This window comes from Pedobacter sp. GW460-11-11-14-TSB4 (genome assembly GCF_059423705.1).
Window position 1 is genome coordinate 91,476 of the sequence record NZ_JBWKYI010000007.1, and the last position, 14,876, is coordinate 106,351.

Consider the following 14,876-nt stretch of genomic DNA (forward strand, 5'->3'; position numbering starts at 1 on the left):
GTATGCAAGAACAAAGTATTTCTATCGCTATTGTTGATGATCACACGCTTTTCCGTTCCGGATTGGCAAGTCTATTGGAAGAATTTGATGAAATAAATATAACGTTTGAGGCGGTAAACGGATTAGATCTCCAGGCCAAAATGAACAACCATCAGCAGGTTCAACTGGTACTAATGGACATCAATATGCCTGTAATGGACGGCTTTGCAGCAACCAAATGGGTTAAAACAAATCATCCGCATGTACATGTGCTTGCCTTAAGTATGCTTGAAGATGAAAAAGCGATTATTGGAATGCTTAAAGCAGGCGCCGGAGGATACATGCTTAAAGAATCAACACCATCCGATCTGCTAACTGCCATTAAAGTAATTGTAGATAAAGGCTTTTATGTAAACGAACTGGTATCGGGAAGACTTTTGGTGGCACTGAAAGACAGCGATCAAAAGCCTGTATTCACCGCAAGGGAACTTACATTTTTACAATATTGCAGCACAGAACTTACTTATAAGGAAATTGCAGACCTCATGAATGTTAGTCCGCGCACTGTAGATAACTATCGCGAATCTCTTTTTGCCAAACTGAATATTAAATCGCGCACCGGATTAGTGGTATATGGTATCAAAAACAACCTGATCACGATCTAAGCTCCCCCACAACAAAGCAACACAAAACACTGTAATACAACAAATTAAATAATAAAGTCTTATTGCTTTTTGCTGAGAAAAGTCCTAAAGCAGAACAAAGGATTTCGCGCATTAATTTTTTCTGATAATTTATTAAATAAAATTTGGATAACTAACTAATTAGTTTTAACTTTAGTTAAGGCAATTTATTTGCTATCATCCTTATTATTATTAACTATTATGGAAATTAAAGATTTAACCAAAGCCGAAGAACAGATTATGCAGGTTTTATGGCAATTGGAAAAAGCATTCGTCAAAGAAGTGATTGATGAGCTACCCCTCCCTAAACCTGCCTACAATACGGTATCAACCATTATTAGAATTTTAGAAACCAAAGGTTTTATTGGCCACGAAGCCTTCGGTAAGGCCCACCAATATCATCCGTTAATCAGCAGAGAAGAATATAAACGCCATGCAACAGAAAAACTGCTGGGCAATTACTTCGAGAATTCGGTAGAGAGTATGTTCTCTTTCTTCGTTAAAGAAGAAAAACTGGATTTAAGTGATGTTGATGAAATTTTAAAAATGATTAACAAAATTAAACATAAGCCAAAATGAGTTTTGCCCACTACCTATTACAGGTGAACTTATACTTAATTGTTTTTTTCGGTTTTTACAAATTACTGTTAGATAAGGAGACCTACTTCACTTTAAACCGCATTTATTTAGTGGCTGCGGGAGTTTTGTCGTTATGCATACCTTTTATCCGTTTAGAATGGCTAACGGAGCAGAAAGCGGCGCAACAGGTTTATACTTCAGTTAATTGGGAAGCCGTATTAGCACAGGCAACAATTGTAACAGAGCATAATACCGGTTTTAACTGGGGAAATGCATTCGTTTATATTTATTGCGCAGGTATTTTGTTCTTCTTAGGTAGATTGGTATTTAACTTATTTGCAGTTAAAAAACTCATTAATGTAAATAAAGCTGGTTCAGCTTTCTCCTTTTTTGGCAAAAAAGTAATTGATCAGGAATTACCACAAATGGATGTGATTGATATTCATGAAGAAGCACACATCAAACAATGGCATACAGCAGATATTTTGTTTTTCGAAATCATAGGCATTATTACCTGGTTAAACCCGGTTATATACCTTTATAAAAAAGCCATTAAAAATATCCACGAGTTTTTAGCTGATGAACTAGCCGCCGAATTTCAGGGTGATAAAGCTGAATATGCCATGTTATTATTAAGTAAGTCGTTTGGTATTTCACCAAATACCTTAACCAATGGCTTTTTAGATAAATCATTGATCAAAAAAAGAATTTTCATGCTTCATAAAGAGCGGTCTAAAAAGATCGCTATTATGAAGTATGGAATTTTTATTCCCCTGTTTGCCTTACTCATTGTGTTTTCGTCGGCCACTGTTCGTAAAAATGAAAAATTATTATCCATTACCGATCAGATCCCTTTAGAGAAACCAATCGAGATTGTTGAAAACATGGTTACTGCACCGGAGAAGATAATGGTAGCACCTAAAATTTCGGTTGATGGCAAGACAGATGCAAACTGGAAAGGATTTTATCAGTTTTTATTAAGAAATATTAAATATCCAGGGACAGCCAGCAGTGATGAGGTACAAGGTAATTCGCAGATAAAATTTAATTTAAAAGGTGGCAGGGTTACCAATATTACATCAAATGTAGAACTCGGGGCAGGCTGTGATGAAGAGGTGATGAAAGCAATTTTATCTTACAAAGGATTTAAAACGGTAGCTGATGGCAAATATGCTTTAACGGTAAGTTTTAAAATTCCAGAATCTTCAGAAGAGTTTAAGAATAAATTATTACCTGAATCAGGCGGATATGTAAATCTGAATAAGATTAACATCATTTCTTATCTTCCTAAAACCGCCGAAGCAGAAACCACCGTTATTAAATCCGAAAATACAGATAAAGTATATGATTTCGTTTCGATTGAGAAACAGCCAGAATTTCCGGGTGGTATAACCAAATTCTATAAATATTTGAGTGGCAGCATTAAGTATCCAAAAATGGCACTGGAGAATAATGTACAAGGCAAAGTTTTTCTCAGTTTTGTGGTTGAAAAAGATGGTTCTTTATCAGATATCCACATCACACGGGGTTTAGGAATGGGCACTGATGAAGAAGCGATGAGGGTTATAAAAGAATCGCCAAAATGGAACCCAGGCATCCAGAATGGCCTAGCCGTAAGAGTAAAGTACAATATCAATGTTAATTTCACACTCAACGACCCTGTAAAAGAAACTAAAACAAGCAGTATACCTACCAACCGGATTACCCTTAGAGATGGTGTTAATCAAGAAGCACTGATCATTTTAGATGGCGTGAGGTTACCAAACAATAGCCAATTAAGCGCTATAAACCCAAATAACATCGAATCAATTTCTGTCTTAAAAGACCAGGCAGCCACAGATCTGTATGGACCAAGAGCTAAAGCTGGGGCAATTGTAATTACCAGCAAAACAAAAAATAACATTTTCCGCAATCCTGATGAAAAAGAGCTTGCCATAGATAAAAACACTAATTTCTTCGATCTCAAAAGGAAATTCTAACCAATATCCCATATGAAAACAATACTCAGCTTTACCATCATCATGTGCTTCAGTTTAGTTGGTTTTGCACAAAAAGCAGACAGCACTAAAGCAAGCAAAATTACAATAAGAGGCGTACGGGCTACTGATGCGTTAGAGCCTTTGATTGTTATAGACGGAAACAAACAGTACATCAGGGGAAACGCGGCTTTAAACGAAATAAATCCTGATCATATTGAATCTGTTAGTATTTATAAAGATAATACGGCACTAAGTAAATATGGTACTGATGGTTTAGCAGGTGTGATCGAAATTAAAACCAAAAATAATGCAGTCGGTTATGGGCTTAAAAACAAGCCCGTTAAACCTGACGAACTTCAATTAAAGGGTAAAGTACCTGGATTCAGTATACGCCCGTCAATACCTAATATTGATACACCTTCAGAAAGAAGATATTTACTAAACAGAGATTTTGATGCCAGGGCAAAGCTACTTTATGTTGTGGATGGGAAAGAAGTTACTGACCCTAACTTAGATGAAGCATCCATCGAATCAATAACGGTGCTCAAAGATTCGGCTTCACTAAAATTGTATGGCGATAAGGGTAAAAATGGGGTAATAATTATCACCACAAAAAAATCTAAGCCCACCCAGAAGAAAAACTAAATAATTAAACCTTTAATTAAAAAACGAATGAGAAAGCTAATCTTTTTAGCCCTAATGGGCATTGCCATGTGTTATAATTTGGCTAAAGCACAGAATAACTCGGATAAAGTTTATGATTTTGTGTCCGTTGAAAAACAACCGGCTTTCCCCGGTGGAATTTCAAATTTCTATCAATACTTAAGTCACGAAATTAAATACCCGGAAGCAGCACAGCGGAATAAGACAAAAGGCAAGGTATTCGCCTCTTTTATAGTCGAAAAAAATGGTGCTTTAAGCGATATTCAGATCATTAGAAGCCTATCAGCAGAAACGGATAAAGAAGCATTAAGGGTATTGAACAAGTCGCCACGCTGGAATCCTGCCTTACAAGACGGAGTGCCTGTAAGGGTAAAATATAACATCGCTATTAATTTCGCCCTGAAGTAAAAACAGATTATATGAATGCGCTCCAAACACAAAACCCCAGCAAAATTGCCGGGGTTTTATGTTTTCTCTCCTGTCTCGGAGGACTAAATTTAGAAAAATTTTAATGTATATGCAAATATTACAGAATAAAATTTCTAATAACGTAAAATTTTAATATGCAAACATAAGATTATTACAACTTTCGCAAACTTTTATTTCGGGGCAACTTTGTTGTGCAAGGTTTCGGTTTTAAAATCTGAAGTTTCATATGTTTTCACAAGGGCTGGCAAATGTTAAATGTGTATCCGTTTTAATCCCGGGCTTGCTCATAAATTATTAAAATTTAATTCATTATTATTCCTGGTTTATAACAAAAGTTAGACCATGCATGCCCAAAAGAAATATAAATTTAGCATGATAATCGCGGATTGATTTGGATATAAATGGTTATGCAGGCACCAAAAACTAAAAAGCCCCCACAATGTGGAGGCTCAAGAACCCAGCTGTTAAACTGGGTGCACAGTATATTTTTTAAACGGTTTCTTCTGAAATAAATTTTGCAGAAGCAAAATCACGGTTCATACGGGCAATGTTTTCCAAAGAGATTCCTTTAGGACATTCAGCTTCGCAAGCTCCGGTATTGGTACAGTTACCAAAACCTTCAGCATCCATTTGCGCAACCATGCTCTGTACCCTGCGGTAACGCTCCGGCTGTCCTTGTGGCAACAATGCCAGCTGAGAGATCTTAGCCGATACGAATAACATGGCTGAAGCATTTTTACAAGTTGCCACACAAGCACCGCAACCAATACAAGCTGCCGCCTCGAAAGCCGCATCTGCCTGCATTTTAGGGATTGGCAGGTTGTTCGCATCTTGCGCGTTACCGGTGTTTACCGAAATAAAACCACCAGCAGCGATAACTCTATCAAAGGCAGAACGATCTACCGTTAAATCTTTTACTACCGGAAAAGCTGCTGCTCTCCAAGGCTCAACCACAATGGTATCACCATCTTTGAAAGAACGCATGTGCAACTGGCAGGTAGTAACCAAATCTTTTGGTCCGTGTGGACGGCCGTTGATAAACATCGAGCACATTCCGCAAATTCCTTCGCGGCAATCGTGGTCGAATACAACCGGCTCTTCACCTTTGTTAATTAATTGTTCGTTTAATACATCGAACATCTCTAAAAAAGACATATCCGGTGAAATATCGGCCAATTTATAATCTACCAAAGCACCTTTGGCATTGTTATTTTTTTGACGCCAAACTTTTAGCGTTAAGTTCATATTTCCTGTACTCATGATATTGAGGTTTTAGGTAAGCGGTTAGCGTTTGGCGTTCGGCGAATAACCGTTTAACGCTTAACGCAATGCGCATCACTATTTATAACTTCTTTGTGCTACTTTAATATTTTCAAACTTCAGTTCTTCTTTATGAAGTTCGAAGTTTACACCTTCTTTAAATTCCCAGGCGGCTACGTACGCATAGTTCTCGTCATCACGTAGGGCTTCACCTTCTTCTGTCTGATACTCTTCACGGAAGTGACCGCCACAACTTTCGTTACGGTTTAAAGCATCAATACACATCAACTCGCCCAGCTCGATAAAATCAGCAACACGGCCGGCTTTTTCTAATTCGGTGTTTAACTCATCAGCCGTTCCAGGTACACGAACATCACTCCAAAACTCAGCACGTAAAGCCCTGATTTCCTGAATCGCTTCGTTTAAACCTTTTTCGTTACGGGCCATACCACATTTCTCCCACATAATGTGGCCTAAACGTTTGTGGAAATGATCTACCGATTTGGTTCCTTTAATATTTATCAGTGTATTTAAAATACCAACTGCTCTTTCTTCAGCCTCTACAAAGGCCGGGTGATCAGTAGGAATTGCTTTTACCGAAATCTCTTTTGATAAGTAAGCACCAATAGTGTAAGGTAGAACGAAATAACCATCAGCTAAACCTTGCATCAAAGCAGATGCACCTAAACGGTTAGCACCGTGATCGGAGAAGTTAGCCTCACCTGTACAATATAAACCTGGTACAGATGTCATTAAGTTATAATCAACCCATAAACCACCCATGGTATAGTGAACCGCAGGATAGATACGCATTGGTGTTTCGTAAGGATTCTCACCAGTAATCTGCGCATACATGTCGAACAGGTTACCATATTTAGCTTTGATTACCTCAGTACCCAAACGCATACAGGTTTCTTTATCCGGATTGTGGTTACCTGATTTAGAAGCTTCGATTTTACCGTAACGTTCTGTATTGGCTTTAAAATCCAGGTATACGGCTAATTTAGAAGCCCCTACACCATAACCAGCATCACAACGCTCTTTTGCAGCACGAGAGGCCACATCACGCGGAACCAGGTTGCCAAAAGCAGGGTAACGGCGCTCTAAATAATAATCTCTTTCATCTTCAGGAATTTCTGAAGCTTTACGGTTATCATCTTTCTTTTTAGGAACCCAGATACGTCCATCGTTACGTAACGACTCAGACATCAGGGTTAATTTAGATTGGTGATCGCCAGAAACAGGGATACAGGTTGGGTGGATCTGCGTATAACATGGGTTTGCAAAATAAGCACCTTGCTTGTGCGCTTTCCAGGCCGCTGTAACATTACTTCCCATGGCGTTGGTAGAAAGATAGAATACGTTACCGTAACCACCTGTTCCTAATACCACCGCATGACCAAAGTGACGTTCGATTTCTCCTGTGATTAAGTTACGGGCGATAATACCACGTGCTTTGCCATCGATTTTAACCACCTCAAGCATTTCATGACGGGTATACATTTCTACTTTACCCATACCAATCTGGCGCTCTAAAGCAGAATACGCACCTAATAATAACTGTTGACCAGTTTGACCTGCAGCATAGAAAGTACGTTGTACCTGTGTACCACCAAATGAACGGTTATCTAACAAACCACCATATTCGCGGGCCAAAGGCACACCTTGTGCCACACACTGATCTATAATGTTGGCACTTACTTCGGCCAAACGATGCACATTGGCTTCGCGGGCACGGTAATCGCCACCTTTAATCGTATCATAGAAAAGGCGATAAACGCTATCACCATCATTCTGATAGTTTTTTGCTGCATTGATACCACCCTGAGCAGCGATTGAGTGTGCTCTACGCGGTGAATCCTGAAAACAAAAACATTTTACTTTGTAACCCATCTCAGCCAAAGTAGCTGCTGCCGAAGCACCTGCTAAACCCGAACCTACAATGATTACTTCAATAGTTCTTTTGTTCGATGGGTTAACCAAAGGCACAGAAGACTTATATTTTGTCCATTTGCTGGTTAATTCGCCTTCTGGAATATTTGAATTAATATCTGACATATCTTTTGTGCTAAAAATTATTGAATAAGACCGAAATAAACTGCAATCGGCATGGCTGCGAAAAGGATCGAAATAATAACCGAATACCAAACGCCAGCTCCTTTAATGATACCGTTATATTTTGAGTGGTTCCATCCTAATGTTTGGAATGCCGAAGCAAAACCGTGCAATAAGTGGTAGCATAAAGAAAACATAGCCAAAATATATACGGCAACCCTTACCGGATCTTGAAATTTTTCTTTCATTACCGCATAAAGATCTTCATGTCCGTTGGCATCAACCGTTGGGATTCCTGTAAAACGAGAAACTACCCAAAAATCTTTTAGGTGAACCACCAGAAAGATCAGCAAAAGTGTACCCAGCAAGCCCATAGAACGGCTATACCATTTACTGTTTGCCTTACCATCGTTTACGGCATATTTAACAGGTCGTGCTTTTTGATTTTGCAACGTTAAACGTAACGCCTGAAAAATGTGCGCAAGCAAACCAATAAACAACACAATCTCGCCAGCCCGGATAATCCAGTTAGTGGCCATAAAATGTGCGCCTACGTTAAATGTTAAACCACCGTCGCTAATAAAAATTAAAGCATTAATACCGCAGTGTACAATTAAAAAAAGTATCAGGAACAAACCTGTAATACCCATGATGAATTTCTTCCCGATAGAAGAAGAAAATGCATTTCCGAAACCACTCATTTGATTAGGATTTATATCTAAATTTCTTGCAAAAGTATCTAATTATGAGTTTAATTTATAAACGAATATGACAAAACAACGATAAAACATTTATTTAGAAACATTCTAAAGCATATTCGGAAATAATTGAAAGATTATGGGATTATTTAAGGTTTCATATTGGCATTAACCAAAAAAAACTATTATGGCAAACAGCTTTACCATTAAGAAATTGAGGGCATTAAGATTCAATAATCAATGACTTCTAATATTTCACTCATCTGGCAAAATTTTAAAATAATCATTAACCAGTGGCACTATACTCTTGGTAATATTATCTGTAAAAAAGTTAATCAACAACCCCTGGGGAGCATTAAGAAGTTTCATATAGGTTAATAGTTGTGCCTGATGAACGGGTAAAATATTAGAGATTGCTTTTATTTCTATTACTACACAATTATTAACGAATAGATCCAGCCGTAAATCTAAATCCATCTCTAAATTGTCATACATGATGGACAATTCAAACTGTTGAGAAACAGCGTATCCATTTTTTTCCAACTCATATTTTAAGCAACGTTCATATATGTGCTCTAATAAGCCTGGCCCTAAAACTTTATGAACTTTAATTGCTAATCCTGTTATTTCATAGGATAATTGTGTAACCTCTTTTTTAGTCATTCCCTAAATAATTAAAATAAGAAGATGCACTCTACATATTAATCAAGCACTCAGAATTAGGGTATGATTAGATAAATCGGATCATTAAGAAACTATTTACCATAACTAAAATAATAATTTTCTTCTTAACTAACTCAACTTCTTAATGATAAAAAGATTGATTTGAATTTATTTTCATTAAAACATAACTAATCTTTTCGTTATATTGCTCTGTCAAATTATTAACATGAAAAAACAGCTCTACTTACTTACTTTATTAGCAGGTTTCTTATCTGCTTGCGACCCAGCTCCTGCTACATTTAACCTCGAAACCAAAAACTTTGGCCCTAATGCCGTGATCACCATCCAAAGCGCTGAAAAGGGCGAGACACTGAAAGTTGAAAACATCACCAACAGCAATCAGACTTTTAAAATCAACATTCCAATAAAAGGTTATGCTACTTTGAAAACCGAGGATGGCAATCGCAAAGGAGAATATTATTTCTATCTTGACAAAGGCGACTTCAAAGGCACTCTTGACGCAAAAAACATCAATTCGTATCCTCTAAAAAGTGTTCCAACTCAAGAGGGTGAACAATTTCTTGACTTCTATAAACTAAAAGACAAGATGAGCAAAAATCTGCTCGACAGTTTGGATATCGCTGAATTGGAATTCGACCAGGCCTCAAGAAGCAACATTATAGAAAAGGCAAAAAATGCAGACCGTTGGAGAGAGAAAAAAATCTTGCTCCAAATGGACATCATAAAGGCTTTTGCTAAAAAATATCCCGGTTCTGCGCACAGCCTCTTTTTATTAGAACAACTCGGCAGGGCAGATTCGGAACCCAAAACTTATTTATCCATTTTTAACAGCTTAGACAAGGATATTCAGGAAAGCAAAAAGGGCAAAAATCTTTTAGAAGAGATTAAACAGGCTAACCAGATGATGGCCGGAAGTAAAATGCCCGGCATTGAAGGAGAAAATCCGGAAGGAAAAAAATTCGCCCTGAGTGTGCTTAAAAAGGTAAACCTGATTATCTGCTGGACTTCTTATAGCGGAAAAAGCAGAAAAAACAATCAGGTACTGGTTAAGCTATACGAAAAGTATAAAAATAAAGACGTAGAATTTATCGGGGTATCATTCGATAAGAAAAGAGACTGGTGGATAAATGTAATCAAGGATGACCACTTAACCTGGCCACAATACTCAGATTTAATGGGAGCGAAATCGCCCAATGCAAAAAATCTGAGCAATTATAATGTTACTTACTTCTTTTTAGTGGATAAAAACGGCACTGTACTAACCAACAATGATCTTTCTTTAGATTTTGTTGACGACGAGATCAGTAAAAATTTGGCAGGCAGATAAGTGTGGGCACCGACAATCCAAAAGTTGGTTCCACAAAAAAAGTCCCGATTTGCATCGGGACTTTTTACGATTTATGTGTTTGAGTTTTCTTAAGCTACTTTAACATTTACCGCGTTTAGGCCTTTTCTACCTTCTTCTACATCGTAGTTTACGGTATCATTCTCGCGAATGTTATCGATTAAGCCTGAAGCATGAACAAAAATTTCGGCATCGCCATTAGATGGAGTGATAAATCCGAAACCTTTAGTTTCATTAAAAAATTTTACTGTTCCTTGTTGCATTATATTGTATTTTAATTTGTTTCAAAGATAGAGTTAAATACCTATAAATCAATTTTTTATTTTTTATTATATAAATAAATGCTAAATATATTGACTATTTGCCCTTTAAGCCCTGTTTAGCGGCCCGATTTAATTCATCAGGAGCTGAGTTTTACCCAAAAAATACATTCAAAACGGTCCCTCCCTTCTGCTTTTCTGCCCGAAAAAGTAAAGACCAGCAAGCAGAAAGTTACCTACTTCCGCTATTTATTATGGATGAGCATCCGGAAAGAAATTAAGATTAAGTTAACTATAAACCAGGCTTTCGCGTTGCTCATAATTGACTATCAGGTTATCTGTAATCTTTATGACTAATGTTTCGTGCATTTTATCATTATAGCTTAAGACCAGCAAATCACCAATGATTTCGTGTAAAATTAATTTCGGACTGTTATAGGTGATCGAAACTACATGTGCGGCTTTATTTAAGAGGTCGGAAGTGTAAATATGTAATTCGGCCCAATCGAAAAGAATCGGATGATCTTCAATATCGTTCAAAACGGGTATTTTATGCTCTAATGCTTCCAGGGTATTCATTACTGAATATTGAAGTTTTTGGTGCAGCGAGTTTGCCTTTCCGTTAGCCTGTTGCATTTGTGAAAAGGTATGGAGATGGTGGTCCAGACTATATATTTTTGATCTTTTTTGAAATTCTTTGTACGTATCATGAAATATCCTTCTTTCAAAATCTGTTCTGCACATGAAATTGAAATATTGTTTTACGCTGAGGTTAATACGAGCTAAAGCCATAATATTCGGTTTTTTGTTGCTGATTCAAATATGGAACAATAAATAAAAATAATTTACAGGGCATCGGTAAACGCTGAATACCAATCGGTAAATAGCGAAACTAAATCTTGATTATGAAAAACGAATGAATATTGGTTTGAGTACAAAGAATTGGCTGAACAACCTGTTATTTAAGATATTTTAACATATGGAATTAGTGGAAAACTCTCATTCTGAACGCAGACGTCATACGATGGAATCTGGATCAGCCCCAATTCTATTTTTTTTAAAACAGTTTAAATTCCAGCAGGTTATTAATATACAAAACATTTATAACCAAAATCTTTAACGATATGGAAACGAGAAACAACTATGGTCTGATCCAGGCTTTACTAGATTGCGCACTGGCTTGCGAACACTGTGCATCGTCGTGCTTAAAAGAGGAAGACATCAACATGATGATTGATTGCATTAAACTCGATAGGGATTGTGCAGATATTTGTACTCAGGCAGCCAGATTGTTGCAAAGAGATTCAATTATCGGGCACCAATATTTATTGCTCTGCGAAGAAATATGCAGACTTTGTGCGGCTGAATGCGGCAAACACGATCATGAACACTGCAGACAATGCGCTGTTGCCTGCGAAGAATGTGCAGACGCCTGCCATGCTAATCACGAACCGATCCATCAGGATTAAAAAAAAGCGTCCCGATTTTTATATCGGGACGCTTTTAAAACTATTTTTTATCAAATCAACTACTGTGCTGGGAAGCTGTAGTTATACGAACCTTGCTCGCCAACACCCGAAATGCTCACCATGTTGTTTCTGCCTAAAGGTAATGCTTTTTGCACATCAGCTACAGAATTTACAGGTTGTCCATTTACTTTGGTAATAATTAAACCTTTTTCAACTCCAATATTATCAAAAGCTTTTCCTGTGGTTACAGAAGTCACTACAACACCACTGTTAATGCCATATTTCGATTTTTGTGCCTGAGTAGCCGGAGCAAAAGTTGCACCTAATTTAGAAACCTCAGCACCTTTGCTTGTTGCATTTTTCGCAGTTAAACCAACACTGGCTTCGCCTTTTAACGTTACACTATAATCTTTAAGTGCACCATCGCGTAACACCGTTAATTTAACTTTATCGCCTGGGTTTAAACGGCCAACTCTTTCCTGAAGATCAGGCGAATCATTGATTACAACACCGTCAACTTTTTTAATTACGTCGCCCGATTTGATACCTGCCGCAGCAGCACCGCCACCCGCAACCACATCATTCACATATAAACCACTGATTTCATTAGTTTTAATGCCTTCAGGTTTTTCCTCACCACTTAACGGCACAAAGTTAACACCGATATAACCACGTTTAACTGAGCCATATTTCATAAAATCATCAACAATTTTACGGGCAAGGTTAACCGGAATTGCAAATCCATAACCCTGGTTATACCCGCTTTGCGATGCGATAGCTGAGTTAATACCTACCAATTCGCCGTTTGCATTTACAAGGGCACCACCGCTGTTACCTGGGTTAATGGCAGCATCTGTCTGGATAAATGATTCGATACTCGTATTTGCCGGACGATCTGGTCTTTTACCCGTACGTTGGTATTCGCGATATTCCTCTTCTGTAATTTCATTGCCTTGTTGCTCGCGACCAATAATACCAATGCTACGGTTTTTCGCACTTACAATACCAGCCGTTACCGTAGTATTTAAATCTAACGGGAAACCAACGGCTAAAACCCATTCTCCAACCTGCACATTATCTGAGTTACCCATTTTTACTACAGGTAAGCCAGTTGCATTTACTTTAATTAAAGCTAAATCTGTATTCGGATCACGGCCTATTACTTTCGCCTCTACTTTACGTCTGTCTGTTAAAACCACTTCAACCTTCTCTGCATTTTCTACTACGTGGTTATTGGTTACGATATAACCATCCTGACTGATAATTACACCAGAACCCGATGCCGCTCTGGGCTGGCGTTGCATCTGACGGCCACCACCACCAAAGAAATCTTCCATCATATCAAATGGAGACGAACTTCTGCCACCGCCACTTTGTGCCGCATACGTGGTTTTAATGTGAACCACACCAGGTGCAACTACTGCTGCTGCCTGCGTAAAATCTGTCGTTCCCGCTGATGATACCTTAAGCGGATTATTGGCGAAGTATAAATTCTGTTTTTCAGTAATTGTACTGCCTGTTTGGTTACGCTCAAATAGTTTGTAACCTCCAATTGCTGCTGCCCCACCTATAAAAGCAGCCAACACGGTAATGCCTAATATTTTTTTCATGTGTTTATATATTGTTTTTTAATGGCCATGAAGCTATTAAAAGCTGAACGTTGCTTTTAATTTAGATAGCTTTTAATGGTTTCATGTGTTTATATATTGTTTCTTAAAGCCATGATTTATTATAAGCTGATTTGCTAGCTAATTGTTTGGTTAGCTTATAATATTCATTTGTTAAATGTTATTATTTGCGAGAGCATTTTCACTTTGATTTAAGCAGAATGCTCAGGCAGTTTTTATCTGCTCAAATTTTCTTTTGTAAGTTTATTCAAATTTAATACCATATAAACGATATTTGTATCCTCAAAGCACTTAGTTTTGTGTTAAAAAATGTTAAATTAAAAAACACAAACCGCTTATTACCTTTTGCAATTCAAATATTGCATTAAAAAATGAAGCTTTCATGAAAATTAATTTCTTTAAATACCAGGGCGCAGGCAACGATTTTATTTTAATAGACCACACCATGAGTCCGTTAAAAAATATTGATAATCAATTAGTTGAACAATTATGCCACAGAAGATTTGGCATTGGCGCCGATGGATTAATGTTCATTACCAAACATGAGGATTATGATTTTGAGATGCATTATTTTAACGCAGATGGTAAACTGGGCAGCATGTGCGGAAATGGTGGCAGGTGTATTGTTGCATTTGCCAAACAGCTCGGCATTATCGACCGCGAAACAAACTTTTTGGCAGTAGATGGGCCACATTATGCCAGAATTTCAGAAAATGGCGAATGGGTTGATTTACAAATGATTGATGTAGATACCATTACCAAAGATGGCGAAGCTTATATATTGAATACCGGCTCGCCACATTATGTTGCTTTACAAAGCGATTTAAAAGACTTTGATGTTTTTACGGCAGGAAAAAACATTCGCTACAATGCAACTTATGCTGAAAAAGGTATCAATGTAAACTTTGTAGAAGACAAGGGTGATCATTTATTTGTGCGTACCTACGAACGCGGTGTTGAAGATGAAACTTATGCCTGTGGTACCGGAGTAACCGCCGTAGCCATGGCCATGGCGAAACATAAAAATCAGACCGGCCACATTAAAACAGCCATTAAAGTTTTGGGTGGCGATATTAAAATAGAATTTGATTACGATGGTAAGGAATTTACCAATGTGTTTTTATGTGGCCCAGCCAAATTGGTTTTTGAAGGAGAAGTGGAATAG

Annotated in this window: 15 protein-coding genes; 8 read left to right on the plus strand and 7 right to left on the minus strand. The window is 37.6% G+C overall.

The annotated features are described in order from the left end of the window. Positions 1-2 precede the first annotated feature (2 nt). The 5 genes from AC07YT_RS09280 to AC07YT_RS09300 all read left to right on the plus strand — a co-directional run bounded on the left by AC07YT_RS09280 (position 3) and on the right by AC07YT_RS09300 (position 4,291). Positions 3-644, plus strand: coding sequence for a response regulator transcription factor (locus tag AC07YT_RS09280; RefSeq protein WP_086548795.1), 642 nt, complete (start codon positions 3-5; stop codon positions 642-644). A 219-nt stretch (positions 645-863) separates the two neighbouring features. Next, on the plus strand, positions 864-1,241 hold the full coding sequence (locus AC07YT_RS09285; protein WP_029280636.1) for a BlaI/MecI/CopY family transcriptional regulator: 378 nt from the start codon (positions 864-866) through the stop codon (positions 1,239-1,241). Then, positions 1,238-3,220, plus strand: a complete 1,983-nt coding sequence (locus AC07YT_RS09290) for a M56 family metallopeptidase (RefSeq protein ID WP_086548794.1) — start codon at positions 1,238-1,240, stop codon at positions 3,218-3,220. The genes AC07YT_RS09285 and AC07YT_RS09290 overlap by 4 nt, the downstream gene beginning before the upstream one ends. 12 nt (positions 3,221-3,232) lie before the next feature. Further along, complete coding sequence (locus AC07YT_RS09295) at positions 3,233-3,865, plus strand: TonB-dependent receptor (RefSeq protein WP_086548793.1); 633 nt, start codon at positions 3,233-3,235, stop codon at positions 3,863-3,865. Positions 3,866-3,892: 27 nt separating this feature from the next. Next, positions 3,893-4,291: an energy transducer TonB gene (locus AC07YT_RS09300; RefSeq protein ID WP_086548792.1), complete on the plus strand. Its 399-nt coding sequence runs from the start codon at positions 3,893-3,895 to the stop codon at positions 4,289-4,291. A 510-nt stretch (positions 4,292-4,801) separates the two neighbouring features. Here AC07YT_RS09300 and AC07YT_RS09305 read toward each other — a convergent pair. From AC07YT_RS09305 to AC07YT_RS09320, 4 genes are all read right to left on the minus strand, one after another. Beyond that, positions 4,802-5,572, minus strand: coding sequence for a succinate dehydrogenase/fumarate reductase iron-sulfur subunit (locus AC07YT_RS09305; RefSeq protein WP_029278232.1), 771 nt, complete (start codon positions 5,570-5,572; stop codon positions 4,802-4,804). 78 nt (positions 5,573-5,650) lie between these two features. Then, a complete protein-coding gene (locus AC07YT_RS09310; protein WP_086548791.1) occupies positions 5,651-7,630 on the minus strand; it encodes a fumarate reductase/succinate dehydrogenase flavoprotein subunit in 1,980 nt (659 codons plus the stop codon). 17 nt (positions 7,631-7,647) lie between these two features. Continuing rightward, positions 7,648-8,328, minus strand: coding sequence for a succinate dehydrogenase cytochrome b subunit (locus tag AC07YT_RS09315; RefSeq protein WP_057931500.1), 681 nt, complete (start codon positions 8,326-8,328; stop codon positions 7,648-7,650). A 252-nt stretch (positions 8,329-8,580) separates the two neighbouring features. After that, positions 8,581-8,988 carry a GxxExxY protein gene (locus tag AC07YT_RS09320; RefSeq protein WP_086548790.1) on the minus strand — a complete coding sequence of 136 codons (408 nt, stop codon included), beginning with the start codon at positions 8,986-8,988 and terminating at the stop codon, positions 8,581-8,583. A 226-nt stretch (positions 8,989-9,214) separates the two neighbouring features. Here AC07YT_RS09320 and AC07YT_RS09325 point away from each other — a divergent pair, with 226 nt between their 5' ends. Further along, a complete protein-coding gene (locus AC07YT_RS09325) occupies positions 9,215-10,336 on the plus strand; it encodes a TlpA family protein disulfide reductase (protein ID WP_086548789.1) in 1,122 nt (373 codons plus the stop codon). Between the two features lie 89 nt (positions 10,337-10,425). On the opposite strand, the gene AC07YT_RS09330 is transcribed toward AC07YT_RS09325, so the two are convergent. Continuing rightward, entirely contained in the window at positions 10,426-10,617 is a 192-nt protein-coding gene (locus tag AC07YT_RS09330) for a cold-shock protein (RefSeq protein ID WP_010599638.1), read from the minus strand. A 285-nt stretch (positions 10,618-10,902) separates the two neighbouring features. Further along, positions 10,903-11,406 carry a hypothetical protein gene (locus AC07YT_RS09335; protein ID WP_086548788.1) on the minus strand — a complete coding sequence of 168 codons (504 nt, stop codon included), beginning with the start codon at positions 11,404-11,406 and terminating at the stop codon, positions 10,903-10,905. Positions 11,407-11,738: 332 nt separating this feature from the next. Here AC07YT_RS09335 and AC07YT_RS09340 point away from each other — a divergent pair, with 332 nt between their 5' ends. Beyond that, on the plus strand, positions 11,739-12,083 hold the full coding sequence (locus AC07YT_RS09340; protein WP_086548787.1) for a four-helix bundle copper-binding protein: 345 nt from the start codon (positions 11,739-11,741) through the stop codon (positions 12,081-12,083). A gap of 59 nt (positions 12,084-12,142) precedes the next feature. On the opposite strand, the gene AC07YT_RS09345 is transcribed toward AC07YT_RS09340, so the two are convergent. Beyond that, complete coding sequence (locus AC07YT_RS09345; RefSeq protein WP_478357974.1) at positions 12,143-13,693, minus strand: trypsin-like peptidase domain-containing protein; 1,551 nt, start codon at positions 13,691-13,693, stop codon at positions 12,143-12,145. Between the two features lie 400 nt (positions 13,694-14,093). Between AC07YT_RS09345 and dapF the strand changes: the two genes are divergently transcribed. Then, entirely contained in the window at positions 14,094-14,876 is a 783-nt protein-coding gene (gene dapF, locus AC07YT_RS09350) for a diaminopimelate epimerase (protein ID WP_086548785.1), read from the plus strand.

What these genes read in the sequence shown, in the direction of transcription:
- AC07YT_RS09280 (WP_086548795.1), top strand. Translation starts at nt 3, where the DNA reads ATGCAAGAACAAAGTATTTCTATCGCTATTGTTGATGATCACACGCTT.
- AC07YT_RS09285 (WP_029280636.1), top strand. Translation starts at nt 864, where the DNA reads ATGGAAATTAAAGATTTAACCAAAGCCGAAGAACAGATTATGCAGGTT.
- AC07YT_RS09290 (WP_086548794.1), top strand. Translation starts at nt 1,238, where the DNA reads ATGAGTTTTGCCCACTACCTATTACAGGTGAACTTATACTTAATTGTT.
- AC07YT_RS09295 (WP_086548793.1), top strand. Translation starts at nt 3,233, where the DNA reads ATGAAAACAATACTCAGCTTTACCATCATCATGTGCTTCAGTTTAGTT.
- AC07YT_RS09300 (WP_086548792.1), top strand. Translation starts at nt 3,893, where the DNA reads ATGAGAAAGCTAATCTTTTTAGCCCTAATGGGCATTGCCATGTGTTAT.
- AC07YT_RS09305 (WP_029278232.1), bottom strand. Translation starts at nt 5,572, where the DNA reads ATGAGTACAGGAAATATGAACTTAACGCTAAAAGTTTGGCGTCAAAAA.
- AC07YT_RS09310 (WP_086548791.1), bottom strand. Translation starts at nt 7,630, where the DNA reads ATGTCAGATATTAATTCAAATATTCCAGAAGGCGAATTAACCAGCAAA.
- AC07YT_RS09315 (WP_057931500.1), bottom strand. Translation starts at nt 8,328, where the DNA reads ATGAGTGGTTTCGGAAATGCATTTTCTTCTTCTATCGGGAAGAAATTC.
- AC07YT_RS09320 (WP_086548790.1), bottom strand. Translation starts at nt 8,988, where the DNA reads ATGACTAAAAAAGAGGTTACACAATTATCCTATGAAATAACAGGATTA.
- AC07YT_RS09325 (WP_086548789.1), top strand. Translation starts at nt 9,215, where the DNA reads ATGAAAAAACAGCTCTACTTACTTACTTTATTAGCAGGTTTCTTATCT.
- AC07YT_RS09330 (WP_010599638.1), bottom strand. Translation starts at nt 10,617, where the DNA reads ATGCAACAAGGAACAGTAAAATTTTTTAATGAAACTAAAGGTTTCGGA.
- AC07YT_RS09335 (WP_086548788.1), bottom strand. Translation starts at nt 11,406, where the DNA reads ATGGCTTTAGCTCGTATTAACCTCAGCGTAAAACAATATTTCAATTTC.
- AC07YT_RS09340 (WP_086548787.1), top strand. Translation starts at nt 11,739, where the DNA reads ATGGAAACGAGAAACAACTATGGTCTGATCCAGGCTTTACTAGATTGC.
- AC07YT_RS09345 (WP_478357974.1), bottom strand. Translation starts at nt 13,693, where the DNA reads ATGAAAAAAATATTAGGCATTACCGTGTTGGCTGCTTTTATAGGTGGG.
- dapF (WP_086548785.1), top strand. Translation starts at nt 14,094, where the DNA reads ATGAAAATTAATTTCTTTAAATACCAGGGCGCAGGCAACGATTTTATT.